This is a genomic window from Nonomuraea sp. NPDC051941, from assembly GCF_044593615.1.
Genome location: NZ_JBIUCF010000002.1, coordinates 51,466 through 71,859, shown reverse-complemented (window position 1 = coordinate 71,859; position 20,394 = coordinate 51,466). Strand labels below are relative to the sequence as shown.

13 protein-coding genes and 1 pseudogene are annotated in these 20,394 nt (G+C 71.1%); 6 read left to right on the top strand and 8 right to left on the bottom strand.

The window, feature by feature from the left end; genetic code table 11:
* Positions 1-167: 167 nt before the first annotated feature.
* Positions 168-871: pseudogene (locus tag ACIHFD_RS04295) on the bottom strand (IS3 family transposase); the annotation flags it as partial.
* Here ACIHFD_RS04295 and ACIHFD_RS04290 point away from each other — a divergent pair.
* Positions 858-995, top strand: coding sequence for a hypothetical protein (locus ACIHFD_RS04290; protein WP_397365536.1), 138 nt, complete (start codon positions 858-860; stop codon positions 993-995). The pseudogene ACIHFD_RS04295 and the gene ACIHFD_RS04290 overlap by 14 nt on opposite strands.
* Here the strand turns inward: ACIHFD_RS04290 and ACIHFD_RS04285 are convergent.
* Together ACIHFD_RS04285 and ACIHFD_RS04280 are read right to left on the bottom strand one after the other, a co-directional pair.
* A complete protein-coding gene (locus tag ACIHFD_RS04285) occupies positions 961-1,347 on the bottom strand; it encodes a PfkB family carbohydrate kinase (RefSeq protein WP_397365535.1) in 387 nt (128 codons plus the stop codon). The two genes, ACIHFD_RS04290 and ACIHFD_RS04285, sit on opposite strands and share 35 nt — an antisense overlap.
* Positions 1,348-1,370: 23 nt before the next feature.
* Positions 1,371-2,027, bottom strand: a complete 657-nt coding sequence (locus ACIHFD_RS04280) for a GntR family transcriptional regulator (protein ID WP_397365534.1) — start codon at positions 2,025-2,027, stop codon at positions 1,371-1,373.
* 108 nt (positions 2,028-2,135) lie between these two features.
* Between ACIHFD_RS04280 and ACIHFD_RS04275 the strand changes: the two genes are divergently transcribed.
* The 5 genes from ACIHFD_RS04275 to ACIHFD_RS04255 are packed head-to-tail and all read left to right on the top strand — an operon-like array spanning position 2,136 to position 7,439.
* The gene (locus ACIHFD_RS04275; protein WP_397365533.1) at positions 2,136-3,428 is read left to right on the top strand and encodes an ABC transporter substrate-binding protein; all 1,293 of its coding nucleotides are present in this window, start codon (positions 2,136-2,138) and stop codon (positions 3,426-3,428) included.
* Positions 3,415-4,260 (top strand): carbohydrate ABC transporter permease, encoded by an 846-nt coding sequence (locus ACIHFD_RS04270; RefSeq protein WP_397365532.1) that lies wholly within the window; start codon positions 3,415-3,417, stop codon positions 4,258-4,260. The genes ACIHFD_RS04275 and ACIHFD_RS04270 overlap by 14 nt, the downstream gene beginning before the upstream one ends.
* Positions 4,257-5,141 (top strand): carbohydrate ABC transporter permease, encoded by an 885-nt coding sequence (locus ACIHFD_RS04265; protein ID WP_350727272.1) that lies wholly within the window; start codon positions 4,257-4,259, stop codon positions 5,139-5,141. Before ACIHFD_RS04270 ends, ACIHFD_RS04265 begins: the two co-directional genes overlap by 4 nt.
* Before the next feature lie 17 nt (positions 5,142-5,158).
* Positions 5,159-6,244, top strand: coding sequence for an enolase C-terminal domain-like protein (locus tag ACIHFD_RS04260; RefSeq protein ID WP_397365531.1), 1,086 nt, complete (start codon positions 5,159-5,161; stop codon positions 6,242-6,244).
* Positions 6,245-6,272: 28 nt separating this feature from the next.
* A complete protein-coding gene (locus tag ACIHFD_RS04255) occupies positions 6,273-7,439 on the top strand; it encodes a hypothetical protein (RefSeq protein WP_366317353.1) in 1,167 nt (388 codons plus the stop codon).
* A gap of 228 nt (positions 7,440-7,667) precedes the next feature.
* Here the strand turns inward: ACIHFD_RS04255 and ACIHFD_RS04250 are convergent, their stop codons facing one another.
* Genes ACIHFD_RS04250 through ACIHFD_RS04230 form a run of 5 tightly spaced genes read right to left on the bottom strand, consistent with a single transcriptional unit; the run spans position 7,668 to position 20,379 of the window.
* On the bottom strand, positions 7,668-8,900 hold the full coding sequence (locus tag ACIHFD_RS04250) for a TIGR02679 family protein (RefSeq protein WP_397365530.1): 1,233 nt from the start codon (positions 8,898-8,900) through the stop codon (positions 7,668-7,670).
* On the bottom strand, positions 8,884-13,008 hold the full coding sequence (locus tag ACIHFD_RS04245; RefSeq protein WP_397365529.1) for a TIGR02680 family protein: 4,125 nt from the start codon (positions 13,006-13,008) through the stop codon (positions 8,884-8,886). The genes ACIHFD_RS04250 and ACIHFD_RS04245 overlap by 17 nt, the downstream gene beginning before the upstream one ends.
* Positions 13,005-14,357, bottom strand: coding sequence for a TIGR02678 family protein (locus ACIHFD_RS04240; RefSeq protein ID WP_397365528.1), 1,353 nt, complete (start codon positions 14,355-14,357; stop codon positions 13,005-13,007). Before ACIHFD_RS04240 ends, ACIHFD_RS04245 begins: the two co-directional genes overlap by 4 nt.
* Entirely contained in the window at positions 14,354-15,862 is a 1,509-nt protein-coding gene (locus ACIHFD_RS04235; protein ID WP_397365527.1) for a TIGR02677 family protein, read from the bottom strand. Before ACIHFD_RS04235 ends, ACIHFD_RS04240 begins: the two co-directional genes overlap by 4 nt.
* A gap of 20 nt (positions 15,863-15,882) precedes the next feature.
* A complete protein-coding gene (locus tag ACIHFD_RS04230) occupies positions 15,883-20,379 on the bottom strand; it encodes a DEAD/DEAH box helicase (RefSeq protein ID WP_397365526.1) in 4,497 nt (1,498 codons plus the stop codon).
* Between the last annotated feature and the right edge of the window lie 15 nt (positions 20,380-20,394).

Genomic DNA, 20,394 nt, shown 5'->3' with positions numbered 1-20,394 from the left:
TGAGCTGGGAGTTTTCCGGAGTGGCTACCCGGCTCGGTGATACTCGTTGATCAATCCGCAGAGCACCTTCCGACGTTCGATCCGCCCCTCCAGCGGCAGGACGGTCCGATCGTCACGATCGGGTGGTCGGGCCTTCCCCCACGGAAGTGGACACGCGTTGGGGTGTGTCATGCGGCCAGTGTCAGGCTGATCGATCTTTGCTGGTGTAGGTGCTCGTAGGCGATGGGGCTGAGGTGCCCGTTGGCCGAATGCCTCCTTCGGGTGTTGTAGCGGGTCAGCCATCGAAAGACTGCGCGTCGGCAGGTCGCGGCGTCGCCGTTGTGGCGTGCGCCCTGGAGAGTCTCGCGTTTGAGGGAGGCGTGGAAGCTCTCACAGGCGGCGTTGTCGGCGCTGGTCCTGATGGCTCCCATGGACTGGGTGACGCCCGGCTCTCGGCACACGGCGGCGTAGTCCTTGGAGGTGTATTGCGCCCCGTGATCGCTGTGGAAGGCCGAGCCGGACAGGCCGCCCCGGGTTGCCGCGGCCATCGTCAGCGCGTCGGCGACCAGGTCGGTGCGCATGTGGTCGGCGATCGACCAGCCCACCACCCGGCGACTGAAACAGGCCAGCACGGTCGCCAGGTAGAGGATGTCCCCGTCGGCGAGCGGGAGGTGGGTGATGTCGCCCATGTACTTGGTGAAGTCCCGCTTGAACAGGTCCGGAACCGATGCGGCCGCCGGTTCGGGAATGGTGGTGCGGACTTGTCGCCGTAGCCGGGTCCCGGCGATGGCGAACGTCCGCATCACCCGCGCGACGCGTTTCTCGTTGATCGTCATGCCCTTGTCGCGGAGTTCGGCGGTGATGCGCGGGAGCCGTAGGTGCCGTCGAAGTCGGTGCTGCGCCGTCCCCAGGAGCCAGAACTCGACCTCGAAGGCGACGAGGGGCTCCTCGAAGCGGCGACGCCGGAGACGTACCTGGCCGTCAGCCCGTACGGCCTGCCCCCAGCACGCGCCTAGCTATCAGGGCTCGCATTCGATCGGGTGACCTCAGGTCAGGCGTCCGGAGTACGGGGAAGCTCCGGGGTGAGGCGGTCGGCGCTGCCGCGATGAGTCCCGACCGGGCACGCCAGGGGCTCGGAGGGGGCTCGGAGGGGGCTCGGAGGGGGATCGGGTGGACGGCGCCGTGTCCGGTGGTGGTGATGGCCGCGGCCGCGTACCGGGCGGCTTCGACGGCGGTGGCGCCCTGCAGCAGGCGCGCGGCGAAGGCCCCGTCGAACGTGTCGCCCGCGCCGGATGCGTCGACCGGGATGACCGGATGGGCCTTGACGTGGGTGACCTCGCCGCCGTCGGCCACCAGAGCCCCTGGCATCGGCGGCCGCGGACCTCTGGATCTCACGGTAGTGACGCGAGCATTCGCTCTCCCGCCGATCGCAGATGAGCGGTCATCGCGGCCGCCGCAGCCGGGCTGTCGCCCGCCACGACTGCTCGTACGATGGCTTCGTGCTCGTCCCGGGTGAGCTCGGCGGCGCCTTCCCGGGCGTAGAAGATCCGGAAAGCGCGCGAACGGACGAACAGCCGCTCCAGCGTCTCGGCCACGACCAGGTTCCCGGACATCTCGGCGAGTTTGCCGTGCAGTAGCTCGTCGGCCTTGGCCAGCATGGTGAGGTCGCCGCCGGGAACGTCGACCTGTCGGCGCAGGAACGCCCGGTCCTCCGCGCGGAACTCCCGGGCGGCACGGGCGGCCGTGGGAGGTTCGAGCAGCAGCCTGCACTCGTACAGGTCGGAGATCGTCTTGTGGTCGGGCAGGTCGGCGGCGACGAAGCCGCGGTAGGGGTGCTTGCTGACCAGGCCGTCGGCCTCCAGGCGGCCCAGGGCCTGGCGGATCGGCGTGTTGGAGATCTTCAGCTGGGCCGCCAGGGTGTCGATCTTGACCCGGCTGCCATGTGGGATGTGGCCACTGAGCAGCATTTCTCGCAACACGTCATACACGTCGTCGGCCAGCACTTGCCGGCGGGGGAGCGCCGGTGCCGGCGCGGGTGAGTCGGTCATCCAAGCCTCCTGACGTTCACAACATAGCGACAAATGGGGGTTGACGTCGCCGTAACATGCATGCAACATCTGACTTCAGACATCGTACATGATTTTGTCGAGGCAGCTGTGATCAGATTTCGCATCCCCCTAACGGCGTGCCTCGCAGGCGCCCTGCTCGCCGCCTGTTCGTCCAACACGCCCGCAGCCGTCAGCGGTGCCATCACCGAGGATCGTGACGCGACATTGCTGGTGTGGAGTGACCCCACCCGGCTGGCCGGATTCGAACAGTTCAAGAAGACGCACCCGAACCTGAAGATGAAGGTCGAGACCTACGACGGGCAGAGCCTGCTGACGAAGATCCAGCTGTTCAACCGCACCGGCAAGGGCTGGCCGGACGTCATCTTCGCCGGGCAGCCCAACATGGTCTCCCAGTTCGCCGGGAAGCTCGACTATGCCCAGCCCCTCGACTCACTGGTGCAGGAGCAGATCCGGAAGGACTTCGGCACGGCCAACGCGCCCTGCGAGGTGGGGGGCAAGCTGTACTGCCTGCGCAACGACCTGGCCCAGACCGTGCTGTGGTACAACAAGCCGCTCATGGAGCGCTTCGGCTACCAGCTCCCCAAGACCTGGAACGACTACCGGGCGCTGGGCGAGCGGGTGGCCAAGGAGCACCCCGGCTACGTCATCGGCAGCGCGGGCAGCTTCTTCACCTATTACGACTACTTCTGGTCCAGCGGCTGCCCGATCCAGCAGGTGACCGGGCCGGACAAGGTGCACATCGACCTGAAGGACCCCAAGTGCACCCGGGTCGCGGACGTGCTCGACCCGCTGGTCAAGAACGGCTCGGTCACCAAGGCGGGGCTCTTCGACCCGGAGATGGCCAAGCTGGGCAAGGACGGCAAAGTCCTCATGCTGCCCGGGGCCTCCTGGCTCGGCGACTACCTGTTCAAGCCCAAGGACCTGTTCGCCACCCCCAACGGGCAGATCGCCGCGGCGCCGTACCCGTCCTGGGACGGCGAGACGACCAACTGGTCCGGCAGCGCGGGTGGCGGCGTCTACCTGGTCTCGCGCCACTCCAAGAACATGAAGGGGGCCGCCGAGATCATCCAGTGGATGACCACCGACGCCGACTACCAGAAGGGCGCGCCGACCTACCCTGCCTACGGCCCCTCGGCCGACGCATGGGCCAAGCGGCTGGCCGGTGACCCGTTCTACGCGTCCGACCCGTTCCCGGTGATGCGGGAGCAGGCGGCCAAGGTCAACCCGGTGCAGCAGCCCACCCGCTACGACGTCGAGGGCGCGTTCACCCAGACCGTGGTCCCCGCGATCCGCTCCGGCGGCAGTGTCCGGGCCGGCCTGGACGCGTTGCAGGCCGAGCTGGTGAATTTGGCGAAGGCACAGGGCTATGACGTCGGGTAAGGCGTTCGGCTGGCTGTGCGTGACCCCGTACCTGGTGCTGCTCGCGGTCTTCGGGATCGGCCCCGTGATGTACGCCCTCTACGAGTCCCTGAGCGACCCGCGGGCCTACGGCAACGCGATCGCCGACTTCCGCTTCCTGCCCGCGCTGGGCAACGTGTCGCTGTTCATGGCGCTGTACCTGCCGGCCATGGTGATCGGCGTGCTGCTGCTGGCGCTGTTCGTCCAGGACCAGCGTCCCCTGTACGGCACGGCGCTGCGCCTGGTCTACATGCTGCCGGGTGCGGTCACCGGCTCGGCCAGCGTGCTCCTCTGGTACGTCATGCTCCAGCCCGCGCTCAGCCCCTTCGCCCCGCTGCTGCACGGCCTGGGCATGCGGACCGGCAACGACGTGCTGAAACCGTCGTACCTGGTGATGATCTTCGCGTTGATGGCCTTCGCCACCGGCTTCGGTCAGTGGGTGGTCATCATGTACGGCGCCCTGCAGGGAGTGCCGCGCGAGGTGCTGGAGGCCGCCAAGGTGGACGGCTGCACCTGGTGGCAGACGGCCCTGCGGATCAAGCTGCCGCTCATCTCCAAGTACGTGGTCTACATGGTCATCCTGGCCTTCACCGCCGGACTGCAGATCTTCATCGAGCCGCAACTGCTGTACGGCGTGGCCTTCACCGGCTCCAAGTCGTGGTCGCTGAACCAGCTCGGCCTGCTGTTCGCCTTCGACAACGGCGACTTCGCCGCGGCCGCCGCGCTGTGCCTGATGCTCCTGGCCGTCTGCACCGTGGCCGCCTGCTTCCTGGTCTTCAAGGCCAAGTTCTTCGAGACGGAGGTCGACCGATGACCGAGCGGCTCGGCGGGCCGTGGGTGTGGCGGACGTCCGTGTCCGTCGTGCTCGGGCTGGTGGCCCTGGCCTGCGCACTGCCGCTGGTGTGGCTGGTGCTGGCGCCGACCAAGTCCGACGCCCAGATCACCGGCGGGCATCCGCTGTCCTTCGGCTCGCTCGACGGCTACCTGACCGCCTGGCGGAACCTGACCACCTTCAACGACGGCGTCATCTATCAGTGGATCGTCAACTCGGCGGTCTACACCGGCGGCGCGGTGCTGCTGTCGGTGACCACGTCCCTGCTGGCCGGGTACGCGCTGGCGGCGACGAGGATCGCCGGCCGGCGGGTCATCCTCATCGCCACGCTGCTGGCGATGATCGTGCCACCCGCCGCGCTCGTGCTCCCGCTCTTCCTCGAGGTGAACGCGGTCCAGCTCACCGGCACCGCCTGGTCGGTGATCCTGCCCGCCAGCCTCTACCCGTTCGGGGTCTACCTCGCCTTCATCTACTTCTCCACCCTGCTGCCGCGCGAGGTGCTGGAGGCCGCCAGGATCGACGGCTGCTCGGAGGCCGCCCTGTTCGCCAGGGTCGCCCTGCCGCTGGGCAAGCCGCTGATCGCGCTGCTGACCTTCTTCGCCTTCATCGGCAACTGGAACAACTACTTCCTCCCGTTCGTGATGCTCGGCGACGACGAGACCTTCAACCTCCCGGTCGGGCTCGGCGTGCTGATCTCCGGCTCACCGGCGCTCAACCCGGCACTGGGAGGCAGCGATCTCCCCATCCATCGGCCAGAAGCCGCGATAACGGGCGTGCTCACCGTGGTGCCTGTGGCGCTCGTCTTCCTGTTCGCCCAGCGCCACCTCGTGCGCGGACTGCTCGACGGCGCCGTCAAGAACTGAACCGCAACGGAGTGAATGTGAAGATCACCGCTGTCGACGTCGTCCTGTGCGCGCAGCCCGCCGTCACACCCGCCTTCCGCTGGCGCGACGGCCTGCCGGGGTCCGAGCCCGCGCACACCGGCGGCTGGCTCGTGCTGTCCACCGACGACGGGCACACCGGCTACGCCTACAGCCAACGCGGCGCCATCCTGGCCGACATCGCCGACCGGCGGCTGCGCGCCGAACTGCTCGGCGCCGACCCGCTGCAGCGTGAGTGGTTGTGGCACCGCGTCTGGGAGCTGGACCGCATCGAGGAGATGCCGCTCTACATCCACGGCCTGGTCGACGTGGCGCTGTGGGACATCGCGGGGAAGGCCGCCGGGCTGCCGGTGCACCAACTGCTCGGCGGGTACCGCACCGCCATCCCCGCGTACGCCTCCACCTCGACCTTCGCCACCGTCAGCGAGTACCTCGACGTCGCCGACCAGTGCCTGGAACTGGGCTACCCGGCCATCAAGCTGCACGCCTGGGGGAACGTCGACCGCGACATCGCCCTGTGCGCAGCACTGCGCGAGCACGTCGGCGACTCGGTGCCGCTGATGTACGACGGATCCGCCGCGTTCGACCTGCTCGACGCGATCAAGCTGGGCAGAGTCCTGTCCGAGGCCGGATACCTCTGGTACGAGGAGCCGATGCGCGAGTTCAGCGCGACCGCCTACCAGCGCCTGGCCGAGAAAGTGAACGTACCTCTGATCGTCGCCGAGACCAGCGACGGCGCCCACATGAACACCGCCGACTTCATCGCCAACGGCTCCGCCACCGCGGTGCGCACCAGCGCGGGCCTGCGCGGCGGCGTCACCGGGGCGATGCGGATCGCCCACCTGGCCGACGCCTACCGGATGCGCGCCGAGGTCCACGGCGGCGGCATCGTGCACACCCACCTGTGCATGGCCATCCCCAACACCACCTACTACGAGTCGTTCGTCCCCGCCAACCCCGTGACCAGGGAAGAGGCGGTCGACGCCAACGGGCTCGTCCACGCGGGAACCGCGCCCGGCATCGGATACGAGGCCGAATGGGAGCGCACTGCCGTACCGGCCGGGCTGGAGCCCTACACCTCCTGAATTCCCCCCAACAAAGGAGAACACCAACATGAGCGACAAACGGAGCACCGGCCTGAGCAGGCGTGCCGTTCTGGCGACCGCCGCGACGCTACCCCTGATCGCGGCGACGCCCGCCGCGGCGGCGGCCAAGGGCTGGACGTGGAAGCTGCTCACCGAGGGCACGGACGTGTGGCAGCGCAACTCCTGGAAAGGCAGGGAGCAGTTCGACTTCCGGCTCGGCGGTGGCGGCTGCATCCCGCAGATGCGGCACTGCCCGACCGGCTACCGGCCACTGCTCTCGCCCACCTACGAGGGCGAGGAGACCGACCGGGTCATGCAGGCCGTCCTGTGGGGCCTGAACGTCGAAGCCGCGACCAACGTCCTCGACCGGCGCTGGAACGTCAACCAGGCGGGCACCCGCCCCGGCGCCTACCAGCGCACGGTCCGCGTCGAGCGGACCACCCCGACCGCGACCGACGTGTGGACCATCGCCGACCGGCAGTGGTACGCCGAACTCGTCGCCGACTTCGCGGGATCGGACGCCGTCCCGCAGCTCACCCGCTACACCAGACTGTCCAACGGCACGCTGGAGATCCGCCGCGTCATCCGGCTGCCCAAGGTCGTCAACGCCGGAACGACAGTCGCGAACGTCGAGTTCTACCTGGAGAACTGGCTGCCGTTCCTGCGCTCCGCCGACGCCTTCACCGCCCTGGCGCTGCGACTCGACGCCAACGGCGACCCGAGCGAGTGGTACCGGGCGGGCCAGAACATCCCCTACTACCCGTGGACGCCGACCAGCACCACCAGCGGCTACGCCATGGTCTACCAGGAAGGCACGCACCGGACCACCCCCAACGTGGCCGTGGTCTTCTCCAAGAACCCGGGCACGAAGCACGCCACCTCGGCCGTGTTCGAGAATGTGCGCAACTCGATGGACTGGGACACCGGCATCGGCATCCTGCCCGGCGCCCACATCATCGGCGGGGAAGCCGACAGCATCCTGGACTACACGATCCGCATCGTGCCCAACGGCGGCACCAGCGCCGGCCTGGTCACCGACCTCAACGCACAGGTCGCCGCGATCCGGCCACCCGCTCTGTACGGCCCGTCGTACGCGCTGTCCGGCGAACTGGGCAGCATCGCGGGGCGGCTGCGCGGTTACCTGACCTCCGCCGAGGGAACGCGAACCAACCACCTCGCCCCGCTCCTGGTCTGAGTCCAGCGATCCCGGGCGCCGCGACGCCCGGCACGCCGCAGTGCCGCGCTGATCTGGCTGATGGTCGGCCTCCCGCCCATGATCGTCATGCTGATCATGGGCGGCATTGGCAGCACCTTCGCCGTGACCGCGATGCCCAACCTGCTCGCCGAGGTACTCCCGAACGAGAACATGGGCGAGGGCATGGGGTTCTCCGTCGTGGTCCGGAGCATGTTCCAGGGCGGGCAGTCAGGATGGTGCTGTGCTCGGGTGCTCGCCGTTCAAGTCATACAGGAGGGCGGGGATCAGGCGTTCCTCCATCACCGTCCAGCCTCGGCTCGCCATGAGTTGTGCGAGCTCCACGTCCCATGGGCTCGGCGTGGCCGTCCCGCTCAGCGGGGTGGACTCGCTCTCGGCGAGTCCCGCGGCGTAGTCGGCCGCCGACATGCGCCACGGAGTCGCCCGGTGGCGGGAGATCGCGCGTTCCATGATCCGCAGGCCGGTCCAATCGAAGTCGGCTCGCCACCGCAGCTCGCCCTTGGCCGTCTCCAGGAGGCGGTGGCAGGCCGCCGAAGGTATCCCTTCGGTGCAGATGAGCGGCGCGGATCGGGCGCCGAGTTCGGTGGCCGCCGCGCGGAGCACGGCGGGGTTCTCGCAGATGAAGATCGGGCCGTCGTCGAGGACGACCGGGAAGGTCGTGAGCTGGTGCAACGTCAGCCGGTATGGAACGCCATACCTGGCCGCCTCCGCCAGCCAGCCCGCGACCGGGCCCTGGCCGAGTACGGGGAGGTTGAGCACCAGGACCTGGCTGGCCAGGTCGTCCACGATCACCCCGGCCGACTCCCACAGCGTGCGCTGCCCCACCCGGTCGCCTGGAACAGACGGCAGACCGGAGCGGAGCGCCAGGGCCCGCAGCACGAGCAAGGTCAGCGGTGAGCCGGCGGACAGGGCCTTGGTGTCGCCGGTGGCACGCTCGGCCAGCACGGGGAGTGGCATGGCCTGGGCGGGCAACTGGTCGAGAACCTGGGCCGCCGTGGTGACCAGCCGCCCTTCGCCGCGCCTGATGAGCCTGGTCGCCGTGCCGTCGACGGCGATGGCCTCCCGCCAGGCGGCGTGCCAGGCGTCGCCGGAGTGCCTGCCGCGCGAGGCGCCGGCGAGGAGCCGATCGCGTTCCTCATCGAGCGCCCGGCGCTCCCCGGCCCGGTCCCGTAATGGACCGCCCAGCTCGGTCAGCACATCACGCAGGCCGTGGGTGTACCGGTTGATGAGGAAGAGGTCCAGGTCGGTCAGGGGCACGGTGAGACGCTTGACGTCCTCCGGCCGGTAGCGGCCGGTCAGCCCGATGATCACGCGGCGCTCCTCCTCGGAGGGCGCGCCGATGCTGACCGAGCCCGACAGAGCGCCGTCGCGCTCCAGCTTGCGTCTGGCGGCGGCAAGCAGGCGGGCCCAGCCCTCCGAACGCAGCTCATCCAGGGAGTTCAAGCGGGATGACCTCCTCCGGGGTCAGAGCCACCTTGCGGGTGTCCGGTGAGCCGAGGGCGGCGGTCAGATCGCCGGTGTCATCGGCCAGCAGTTGCCCGCCGTCCCATACCAGCAGCAGAGGGCTGACGGTGTGGTCGACGGGGGAGTGCGCCAGGTCGTAATGGGCCGCGGCGGAGACCGAGGCGTGGGTGGCCCACAGGTCGTAGCCGGTCATGAACAGATCGAGGTCGAACTGCGCCGCCAACGACATCAACTCGCCGCGCCCGGTGTCGTCCACCCCGGCGAACGCCTCGTCCAGCGCCAGCAGCCGGGGCGCGTCCGGCCGGGCCGAGTTGAGCATGGCGTGTGCGGCGGCGAACAGCGGCAGGTGCAGGGAGACCGACTGCTCACCGCCCGACAGGCGGCTGTGCCTGGACCTGGTCAGCCGCTCTTCCGTACCGTCCGATCGTACGAGCTGGAAGGCGAACTGCCGCCACCTGCGGTAATCGAGCACGTCGGCCAGCAACTCGCGGTAGGGCCTGTCGCGGTGGCGCGCCCGCGCGTTCTTGATCTGGGCGGCGAAGTGGCCACGCATCCTCGTCAGGTCGTCCGGGCGCAGCCGGGCCGCGTCACCGTCGAGCAGGCCGCAGATCGCGCGCTGCTCGTCGTCCAGCGCGTCGGCCAGCAGCCACCCCACCCCGACGGTGGTGCCCGAGGACATCCGGCGTGAGCGCATCTCGGTGTTCATCCTGCGGATCAGGTCGCGGGCATCCACGGTGCGGTCGTGGATCTGCTGGGCCAGCCTCGTCAGCAGGGCGTCCTCCAGGATGCGCTGCTCGGAGTCGCTGAGCAGCTGCTGCTGGTCGTTCCTGCTGGCGCTGATCTTCGTGGCGAACGCGCCGACCGGCAGCAGGCCTTCCTCATCGGTGACGCGTACGACGATCACACCGTCGGCGCCGTCCCACTCGGGCCGGTAGTTCTGGTCGGCGGCGGTCAGCTGCGCCTGCAGGTCCTCCAGAGCCTTGGTCAGCCGGGTGGTGGACTGCTTGAGCGAGATCTCGGTCGGGGTCAGGTCACGGGTGACGGCGAGGACGGCCTCGTGCACCTCGCGAACGCCGGCGGGCAGCTCCTCGGCCTGCCAGTCGGCCTCCTGGGCGGGCCAGGCCAGGCCGGGCGGGCACTTGAGCACGTCGAGCAGCTCGCGGCGGGCGTAGGGGGCCAGCTCGCGCGCTGTCTCGCGCTCTTCGCGCCGCGCCACCGCCAGCGCCTCGGCAGACGTCTCCACCCGGGTGCGCGCGCTCACCTCGGCGGTCAGCGCGTCCCGCTCGGCGGACCTGGCGGACTGCGTCTCCCGCTCGGCGTCGGCGATGTTGCGCTCGGTCCGTTCGACCTCCGCCAGCATCTGCCGAGCCTCCGCGCCGACTGTCGCCTGCAACGCCTCCAGCTTGGCGGCCTCCTCGGTATGCCGCCGTCGCGCGGTCTGCTCGGTCTTGGCGGCGTTCGCCTCGTCCTCGGCGGCCTCCGTCAGCCGGTCGGCCGCCGCCTGCACGCTGGAGAGCTGGCGGGCCGCCTCCCGCCGCCGCCCGGCCAGGGTCCCGGCGGCGCGTTCGAATCGTTGTACGGCCCCCGCCACCTCATCGACGGCGTCCGGCGCCAGAGCGCGTTCGGCACCGGTGCGGCGCAGCGTCCGCTCGGCGGCGCCATGCGAGGCGACGGCCTCGTCGAAGCCCCGCTGGGCCTCGTCCGCGCCTTCCCTGGCGCCGCGCAGCCGTCCGGCCGCCTGTTCGCGGGCACGCAGGGCCGTCACGATGGGACCGGTCCTGGGCAACGCGGATCTGGCCTCCGCCACGGCCTCCAGCCTCGCCTCGGCCGCCGCGTCCTGCCGGCCGAGGCTCGCGAGAGCGTCGTCGAGAGCGGCGAGCCGGGTGTCGCACTCGGCCAGCCGGGCAGCGCGGCGCCGGGCCCTGGCCGTGGCGCCGATGTACTCGGCGTGCACCTTGTGATGGGCGCCGACCTGGATGCCCTGGAAGAAGCGGCCACCGGGCGTGATGACAGGGCGGAACAGCGGGTCGTCGACTACCGGTTCGGCGGAGAACACTCCGCCCTGCTCACCGTTGACCACCAAGTGGTCGTCGTCTTGCAGTTCGACGGCGCGCAGGATCGCGGTGACCCGGTCTGCTGAGACAGGGCTGTCTTCCTCCGGCTCCAGTACGCGGAGCAGGTTGGGTCCGGTGAATGGATACGCTTCGAAAAGGTAGGCGTCGGAGTCGCCCACCCGCACCGGCTCAGGCTCCGGCGTGATCCAGGCGTCCAGCAAGCCGGCGGCCTCCATTGCCGCCTCGATCCCGGCCGCGTCCCGCTCATCGACGCCGTCTCTGAATCTGACGAGCCGCCACAGCGGTGCTCCCGCCCTGCCCTCGCGCGAGGCGGCACGTGCCGGGTGGGGCGCGGGCGCGTCGTCATGTTCGGCGGCGATGCGCTGCCGCTCCTCCCGCGCACTCTGGCGTTCCCGCTCGGTCTGCCGCCGAGTTTCGCGCAACCGGGCCCGCTCGTCCCGCAGGTCCTGCACGGCCGGCGCCGTCAGCTCGCCGAAGACCGCTTCCAGGGTGGGCGCATCGGGCTCACCCACCTGGTCCAGGGCCTCGGTCAGTGCGGTGGCGTCGGCCGCCACGACGCCGTGGCGTTCGGCCCACGCCGACAGCTCCTCGCGCGCCATGCTCCTGGTTCGCTCCACCTCGGCTTCGGCGTTCGAGGCGGCCTCCTCGGCCTGAGCCAGGGCCGTCTGTGCCCGCTCCAGCGTGGCACGGGCCAGGTCGCGGGCCTGTTCGGCCTTGCTCAGGGCGGTCAGTGCGGCCCGGACCGCGCGTACGTCGTCGGCGCGGGCCGCGGCGCCGGCGCCGACCCGATCGGTGAATCCGTCCTCATCGGCGTCGCCGGGGCTCCACGGGATGCCGGCGGCGTGCGCCTCGTCGGCCAGCTCACCTGCCGTCCTGGAGACGGCCGATTCCAGCTCGGCCAGGTTGCGCCGCGCGGTTTCCAGCTCCGCCGCGGCCCTGCTCTTGGCCGCGGTGCGCCGCTCCAGCTCGGCCCGCGCGCCGGCGGCGGCGTCCGCGCAGGTGCGCACCAGCCGTTCGAGGTCGGCGAGCTGTTGCAGCGCCTCGTACGCGGCGCTCGACTTGAGCTGGTCCAGCCTGGCGCGCAACCCCGCCAGAGCGTCCTCGGCGGTGGCCGTCCGGGCCTCCGCCCGCGACCGCTCCTGCTCGGCGACGGTCAGTTTCTCCCTCGCTGTCCGGCGGGACTCGACGGCGGCGGCCACCTCGCCGCGGCGGCGGGTCAGCGCGTCGGCCGCCCAGCGGGCGTGGGTCCGCAGGTAGGTGCTGTAGCTGGAGAGGAACGCGGCCGTGGCCTCGTCCGCGGCGACCAACCCCTCCAGGGTGCGCTGCACCGACTCCATGTCGTCGAAGGAACGGGCCGCTTCGGCGATCAGTTCGTCGTCGATCGGGCGCAGGCCGTCGGTCAGCGTGTCGGACAGCTTGGACGGGTCGAGGTTCTTGGCCAGCTGCGGCCTGCGCAGGGTGAGGATCAGCGTGATGAGCTGCTCGTAGCGCTCCCTGCCCAGCCCGAACAGCCGCCGGTCGATGGCCGCCCGGTAGTCGGAGGCCGAGCCGATCAGCGCCTGCTCGCCCAGCTCCGCCGCGAGCTGCTTGCGGGTCATCGGCCGGTCGTCGGGCGTGAGCAGGGAGAAGTCCTCGCCGACGCGGCCGTCGCAGACGAAATGCCAGCGTACGGGAGTGTCGCGGTGCCGCTGGGCGTGCAGCCCGACGCCGGCCGTGACCGACCGGCCGGTGCCGGGATCGCGGAACTCCATCCAGACATAGCCGAGCGCGGAGTCCTGCCCGCGGAAGAGCAGGTTGGACTTCATCGTCCGGTCTTCGGAGGCGAACGGGTTGAGCCGCTTGGGATCGATCCGCCCGTCGAGCACGAACGGGAACAAGACCTCCAGCGCCTTGGTCTTGCCCGACCCGTTGGGCCCGCGCAGGATCAGCCAGCCGCCCGCGAAGGCGAACTCCTCATCCCGGTAGTCCCACAGGTTGATGATCCCTGCCCGAGAGGGGACGAACCTGGTCACTTCACATCCTCGAAGAGAGTGGATTGTTCGGGGCGCTGTTTCACCTCCGCGGTGACGCCGCGGTATCGGGCCAGCAGCGGCAACGCCAGCACGCCGCCCTCGACGACCGCCACCAGGCGCAGCTTGGCCAGCAGCGCGACTGCCTCGCCGAGCAGCCGGTCGGGATCGGCCCGCCAGACGGCGCCGAAGGCGACGCCGAAGTGACCGACGAGCTCGCGCATGACGCGCCGCAGCCAGGTATCGGGCAGGAAGGGATAGACGGCCTCGCCCGTCGGCGCCGTCCCGGTCCTGTCCTGCTCGGCCAGCACGGTCAGCACGTTGCCGCGCGGCAGTGCCGCGTCGATGCGCGCGGCCGCCTCGGCCAGGCGTTCCGCAGCGGTGGGCGCAGGCAGCGGCGTGGGAGGGTTGCGCCGGTTGCCGGGCCCGCAGTGGGTGGCGATACGCGCGGCCAGGAGCAGCGCCGCCTGGGCGATCGTCCCGCCGCCTGGGAAGCGGACGTCCGACAGGCGTCCCGAGGTGTCGATGACGGCGACGCCCTCCGCCCGGCGTTCCACGGTCAGCCCGGTCAGCCGCTCCAGGTCCTCGGCCAGGTTGGGCGAGCGGAGCTGGCCGTGCAACGACTCGTCGACCTCCGCGTAGTAGACGACCGGCTGCTCGAGAACCAGGCGGCGCGCCTTGCGCGCCGCCGCCCTGCGCGTCGTGGCCTGTCCCTGCGCCAGGCCCTGGCCGGTGTCGAGCAACGCGGTGACCGAGCCGACATGCTGCAGGACCCTGCTGGGGCGGTAGACGGCGCCGGCGATCTCCCTGTCGATGTCGTAGAGCGCCTCGGCCCTGTCGGGGTCGTTGACCCAGGCGGACGCCGAGCCGTCGGCCAGGGCGAGCGCGCCACGCCGCTCCAGCCAGGCCACCGCGTCCACGAACGCGTCGCGGTCGGGCTTGCGCTCGGTGTCCATGCCCAGCCCGTCGATCCTGGCGGCGTCGGCCGCGACCGCGTCGGCCAGCTCGCTCAGCGCGATCTGCGTGCCCGAGCGGCCAAGAGCGGCCAGCGTCAGCATCAGGTACGCGTACCGTCTGCGGTTGAAGGGCCGGTCGGTCCTGGTCAGCGCGGGCGTGGTGGCGTCGAGCCGGTCGTGCACGCGCAGCAGCCTGGCGGTGTCCGCGGTGGTGAGCAGCCGGTAGCCGAGCACCTCGGGCAGATCCGCGCGCAGTTGCGTCGTCCACCGCCTGACCAGGGGGAGCGCGCCCCTGTCCGGGTAGGTGGGAGTGATCAGCGGGTGGCGCAGCAGCAGCCGCACGGCCCGTTGGTAGTCGGCCAGCTCCAGCGGCGACACGTCGGCGGCGACCCTCATATCGAGGACACCTCCAGGCGCAGGCCGTCGAGGTGGAGGCGGCCGCGGACGGTCGCTACCGTGGTCGAGCCCTCGCACGGGCGCAGGGTGAGCCGCACGCCGTGCGCCGACCCGCTGGCGGTGACACTCCTGCTCGCCGGGACGCGGGCCGACAGCGCCAGATCGAGCAGGCCCAGCAAGGCCTGCGTCTCCGGCTCGTCCAGCACCCGGTCGTACACGCCGTCGCCGGCCAGCGCGCCGGCGGCGGAGCGGCGCTGCGCCTGAGCCTTGAGCTGCTCGGCCCGCAGCCGCTGGCGCTGGGCGTGGTTGCGCTCGATGCGGCCCACCCCGTGCAGGCCCGGCGTCCGGCCTGACTGCACGAGCGTGCGCGCCACCCGGACCGGCTCGGCGTCCCACCACGACAGCCTGCTGGGGATCAGCTCCGGCTCGTCGTACGGCACCGCCACGTGACGAGGCGAACCCAGATCGAAGGTGACCTGGAACAGCGCGTGCGCGTCGTCGTCGCTCGGGCAGGAGACGAACCACTGGGCCAGATGACGCAACTGGCTCTCCCTGCTCACTCCGCCCCGTCTGGCCTCGGTCACCCGGCGCAGCAGCGCCAGAACCCCGGCGATGGCGGTGACGGTCGCGCCCTGCAACCGCTCGGCCTCGCTCGCGGCGCCGTCGGCGAACCAGTGGGTCAGGCCCGACCAGCGCTGCCGCCAGTCCTCCTCCCGCTCGGCCGGTGTGCGGAACAGCCGCTCGTCCGCCCCGGCCGCGAGAGCGATCAGCCGCTCGACGCCGGTCGCGGCGACCTCCTGGACGGCGGCGGCCAGCAGCGGCTGGTAGCGGGCCAGCTCGGCGGTGAACTCGCGCATGTGGGTCAGCAGCCCGTCCTTGTGCGCCAGGAACACCTCGGGGCTGGTGTCATTGGTGCGGGCCAGGTCACCGAGCATGAGGTAGAAACGGGCGGCCCGCATCGCCATGTCGGACAGCACCCCGTCCAGGCGGCCCAGCTTGCGGTAGATCTCGTCGCCGTCGCCGGTGCGGCCGGCCTCGGCCAGGGCCTTCAGGTCGGCCAGGATGTCGGGGAAGACCAGCCTGGACAGCTGCGCATCCTCCAACCCCGCGCCCAGCACGTCCTCCACCGCGTGGTAGGCCCGGTATCCCGCCTGGGTGAACTGGTAGACGTAGTGACGGTTGCGGTATTCGGCCAGGTTGGCCGCGCGGGTGCCGTCATAGCTGCGGTCGAGCAGCCGCCAGTCGGCCAGCGAGTCGAGCAGCGGCTGCACGTCCTCGATCGCGGGGCAGGACGGATGCTCCTCGCGCAGGGCCTGGAGCAGCTCCCGGGTCTGCGAGGCGTGCAGCAGCACCTGATAGTTGGCGCGGCCGCGGTCGAAGGCGCGCAGCACCCACAGGTATTCGTGCCGCTTCTCGGCCGCCGCGAAATGGAACAGCCGCATCCGGTCGTCGAGCGTGAACGCGTCGATCCCGAACGCCGCAGCCTGCCCGGTGCTCTCATCCATCACGTCTAGCATGCCGTACGTCACCGATGGTTCTCTCCGGAAAGTCCGGAAAGGCGGCGCAGGACGGTCAGGGCGGCGGCCCGGCTGAGCTGGTCGTGATGCGACTCGTTGCGACGGGTGCGCAGACAGCCGTAGCAGGAGGTCTCCTCGCCGCAGTCGCACGAGCCGACCCGGCGCACGGCCGCGTCCACGACGGCGTCCAGCCGGTCGGCGACGCGCAGCACGCTGCCGGCCCCACCCGGCACGGTGTCGAACAGCACGAGCGCGCCGCCGGTCATCGTGCCGTCGACGTCATCCCTGTTGATCTCCAGCCCGTCGGCGGCGCCCTCCAGCAGCGCGTACAGCACGGACCGGGACAGGTTCGGCACGTCGAAACGCAGCTCCAGAATGTCGGTCTCGTAGCCGTGCGCCAGCGAGCGCCAGCGCAACGGGCCTTCGCACGGGCTGCGCCGCAGCGGGTGGGCGTGCGTCTTCGGCGTCCTGCCCAGGTTGGACGCGCCCCAGCCGCACCAGTCGCAGATGAGGAAGCCACTGCCCGCGGGCCCCTCCGAGATCGCCACCAGCCTGCCGCGCGAGCCCGACCGGCACCAGGCCACCGCCTCCGAGGAGGACCGCCAGCGGCGCTCGGCCAGCTCGATCCCGAGCGAGACCACGTGCGTGGCGCCGCCCCAGACGGTCTTCGGCGGGGCCACGGCGGGTTTGGCCGTGCGGTGGTCGGCGACGAAGCCGAACTCCGGCACGTAGTACTGCCTCAGCGGTCCCTGGGCGGCTGCGCCGCAGGCCGGGCAGGCGGCCTCGAGCGACTCATCGCCCTCCCTGTAGTGGTGGCAGGCGCGGCAGACGGTGTAGTGGCGGCTGATCAGCTCACGTCCGGGCAGGCGGTAGAGGCCCGCGGAACGCCAGAGCACGCCGCCCGCGACCACCTCCGCGCCTGGCGCGTACTCGTAGATCGCGGTCGACAGGTCGCGCGACAATTCGAGACGCGCGCCGACCTGGCTGTCGCAGTGCGCGGTACGCAGCTCGACGGTGTCCACGGGGAAGCCGTATTTGGGCAGCACGTTGCGGTTGGCCAGATGGCCGATCAGGGACCGTCTGGTCAGCGTGTTGACCGTGCGCTCGAAACGGGCGGCCAGATCGCTGCGGCGTTGCTCGAAGGCGGCCGTCCTGCGCTCCTCGAACGTCGCCACGTCCTGGGCGAGCTCCAGCCGTACCTTTTCCAGGTGGTCGCAGAGCACCTGCGCCCAGGCGCCGGACTCCACGCCGAGTTCGGCCTGGGCCTGCGGCGGCAGCACTGCCCGCAGCGAGGCCGTGACCTGCGGTGGGACGGGGGAGAGGAAGCGCCGCACCCGCTCGGGACCATCGCCGAGGAAGAAGTCGCCGGCCGTTTTCCACACCGTGCCGGACGTCTCCTTCGCCTGGCGGAAGAAGGCGGCCAGCGCCACCGAGTGCGCGTGCCTGCGATCGATCCGCGCGTTGCCCAGCGGCACGTACGGCGCGCGCACCCGGCCCGCGATCATGGTCTCCGGCTCGGCGTAGCGGGACAGGTCGTGGGAGCGGCGCTGGGCGTAGGTGACCACCAGAGCGGCGGAGTCGGCGCGCCGCCCCGCCCGCCCGGCCCGCTGGATGTAGTTGGCGGTGGTGGGCGGCATGTTGCGCAGCAGCACGGCGCGCAGCTCGCCGACGTCCACGCCGAGCTCGAACGTGGTCGAGCACGACAGCACGTTCACCTCGCCCCTGACGAAGCGTTGCTGGATGTCGGCCGCCTCCAGGCTGGTCCACTGCGCCGTGTGCTCCTTGGCGAGCAACGGAACAGGTGATATTTCCTGATAAAGCCGCCGATAGTGATCGTCTTCCTCGGGTATGGCTGGCCGCAGCCGCCCTGTGCACCCCATGGTCGGGCACACCCCGCGCACCGAAGCGGTGGCCACCCGGCGGCACAGCTCACACCTCAGCAGCGGCGCGTCGGCGGAAAGCGCCAGCCAGGTGTGATCGACCTGGTACACCTGCCCTACCCGGGGCAGCGCCATGGCGGTCAGCCAGCCGTCGGGCAGGGCGGTCAGGAACCGCCAGCACCCGTCCAGCACCGCCCTGGCGTCGGCGTCCGGCCCCAGAACCCTGGCCAGGTAGTCCAGCCGGCGGTTGGACCCCCGCGTGGGCAGCCAGCTGAGCACCTTCAGCTTGGCCTCGGAGCCGTCCCTCCGCACGTGAATGGGCCCGCGCCGGGGATCGAAGATCTCGTCGCGCGGATCCACTTCCTCCGGCATGCTGAGCGTCCCCTGATGCCGGAGCGTGGTGACCAGCTCGCCGAGCAACTGCCAGCACTCCTCGGCCGACAGCCCCAGCTCCAGCAGCGGTGCTGGAGGCCGCCACGCCGGGTCCACGTCGAGGCGTACGCCGAACAGGCCGACGCCCTCCAGCGAGTGCCGGTCATCCAGCGCGACCAGTTCGCGCATCACCCACCGGGCCACCTCCCGCCGGCGTTGCTGCCGTGAGTCGCGCCGCTGGAAGACCCCGGCCTCGGCGGCGGCCCTGACCGTCTCCTCGATCAGGTCGTCGACCGTCGCCGTCGCGTCCCTGGCCGTGGCCCTGCGCAGCCCCTCCAGCATCAGCCCGCGCCGCTGGACGGTGGCGTGACTGGACTCCAGGTACGGGGCGAAGAATGCGGCTGCCTGCCGGGAGTCACTGAACGCCAGCAGCTTCCTGCCCCCACCAGGACGCCCTGCCTGCGCCTCGTCGGCTGGCAGCGCCTGGTAGAGCGTGGTCGCCAGCACGGCGGCGGCGGCCTCGTTGCCGCTCTCGAACTGCCGGATCATCCCCGCGCCTCGTGCGCCGCAGGCGGCGCAGCCGGACGGGACGCTCGCCTTGGTCCGCAGATGGAGCACCGGGCGGCGGTCGGTCGCGCCGCATCCGCACCGGCCGAGCGCGCCGCACCGCCCGCACAGCAGCGCCCGCTCGGCCGTCGCCTCGGGAACGTCGCCCAGCACCACGTCGTCCTCGTCGCTCGCCTGGTCGGGATCGCCCAGCAGCAGCCACACCCGCGACTGCGCCGCGGTCACCCGGGGTGAGAACACCTCCTCATCACCCGCTCCCGACACGGCGCCGACCAGGTGTACCGCGCCGCACCGTTTGCAGGCGCCGAACTCGAACATCGCCCCGGAACACTCCTGGCACCGCTCGCGGCGGCCAAGCGACACGTGCGGGCCGAGCAGGCATACGAAGGCGCCCTCGGTGGCGCGTACGAACAGGTGATAGCGGGCCGACAGCACCGGCCTGTCGTCGTCGCGCAGGCGCGCGCCCAGATCGACCAGCGCGGTCAGCGCCCGCTCGTCTCCCTCGAAGAGCATCGCGGCCAGCTCGGAGAACGCGCGCGGGCCCGCCGACAGCAGCCCGCGCAGCCTGGCCATCGTGTGCTCGCGTGCCAGCGCGGCCCCGGCGGAGGCGAACTCGCCGCCCGCGCGAGCCAGCAGCTCCTTCTCCGGATCCGCGCAGGAGGTCAGCTCGGCGTAGTCGGGCAAAGGTCCCCAGAACGGGCCTTCCGGCACGGCGACCCGGCTGGCCGTGACCAGGTCCTGGCGAGCCGGATCACCCTCTACCCACTCGAACGTCGCGTCGAACAGCTTGCTCGCGAACTCCATCACCGCCTGCGGCCGGTCGCCCACGGTGGCGCTGGTGGCCGTGTACCGCAGCGGTCGCCCGTGCGCTACCCGCTCGCGCAGCCGTCGCAGCAGCATGCCAAGTTCCTCGGCCTTGGCCCCGTCGTAGACATGCGCCTCGTCCAGCGCCACGAACCGCCAGGTCTCGCCCTCGAACAGCTCCAGGTCCGCCGGGCGCAGGAGAAGGTACTCCAGCATCGCGTAGTTGGTGATCAGCAGGTGCGGCGGGGTGCGGCGCATCTCCTCGCGACTGAGCAGTTCGCCGGGCAACCGCCCGGCCCCGGGATGGAGCTCCTCGAACAGGGCCAGGCCCTGTGCCTCTCGCTCGGGCGTGTCTCCGGTGTAGCGGCCGAAGGTGAGGTACGGCGCCGCCGCCAGCAACTCGCGTAGCCGTTTGAGCTGGTCGTTGGCCAGCGCGTTCATCGGATAGAGCAACAGTGCCCGCACGCCTGGCCCCAGTGTCCCCGACGTTCGCTCGGCGGCCAGGTCGTTCAGTATCGGCAGCAGGAAGCTCTCGGTCTTGCCCGACCCGGTGCCCGTCGCCACCACCAGGTTGCGCCCGGCCGCGCTCTTGCGCAGCGCCTGCTCCTGATGGGCGTAGAGCGGCCGGTCCAGGGGCAGCGCCGGACCGGCGAGCCGGGCGAAGGCCGGATCGAGCACGCCCTCCGCCAGCAGATCGCGCAGCGTCGCGCCGCTGTGGTACGGCGGCGCCGCCTCCAGCAGCGGACCCTTGCTGAGCAGCGGGCTGGTGACGATCTGCGCTGCCAGCGCGGCGGCGATCGCCGGGTCACGCACCGGCAGCAGCGAGGCCAGGTAGCGTCGGTACGCGCCAGTGATGAGTGCGCTGGTGGCAAGGGGGTCCACAGGGCTCCGTCTCTT

What these genes read in the sequence shown, in the direction of transcription:
- ACIHFD_RS04255 (WP_366317353.1), top strand. Translation starts at nt 6,273, where the DNA reads ATGAGCGACAAACGGAGCACCGGCCTGAGCAGGCGTGCCGTTCTGGCG.
- ACIHFD_RS04235 (WP_397365527.1), bottom strand. Translation starts at nt 15,862, where the DNA reads ATGGATGAGAGCACCGGGCAGGCTGCGGCGTTCGGGATCGACGCGTTC.
- ACIHFD_RS04285 (WP_397365535.1), bottom strand. Translation starts at nt 1,347, where the DNA reads ATGCCAGGGGCTCTGGTGGCCGACGGCGGCGAGGTCACCCACGTCAAG.
- ACIHFD_RS04270 (WP_397365532.1), top strand. Translation starts at nt 3,415, where the DNA reads ATGACGTCGGGTAAGGCGTTCGGCTGGCTGTGCGTGACCCCGTACCTG.
- ACIHFD_RS04240 (WP_397365528.1), bottom strand. Translation starts at nt 14,357, where the DNA reads ATGAGGGTCGCCGCCGACGTGTCGCCGCTGGAGCTGGCCGACTACCAA.
- ACIHFD_RS04265 (WP_350727272.1), top strand. Translation starts at nt 4,257, where the DNA reads ATGACCGAGCGGCTCGGCGGGCCGTGGGTGTGGCGGACGTCCGTGTCC.
- ACIHFD_RS04280 (WP_397365534.1), bottom strand. Translation starts at nt 2,027, where the DNA reads ATGACCGACTCACCCGCGCCGGCACCGGCGCTCCCCCGCCGGCAAGTG.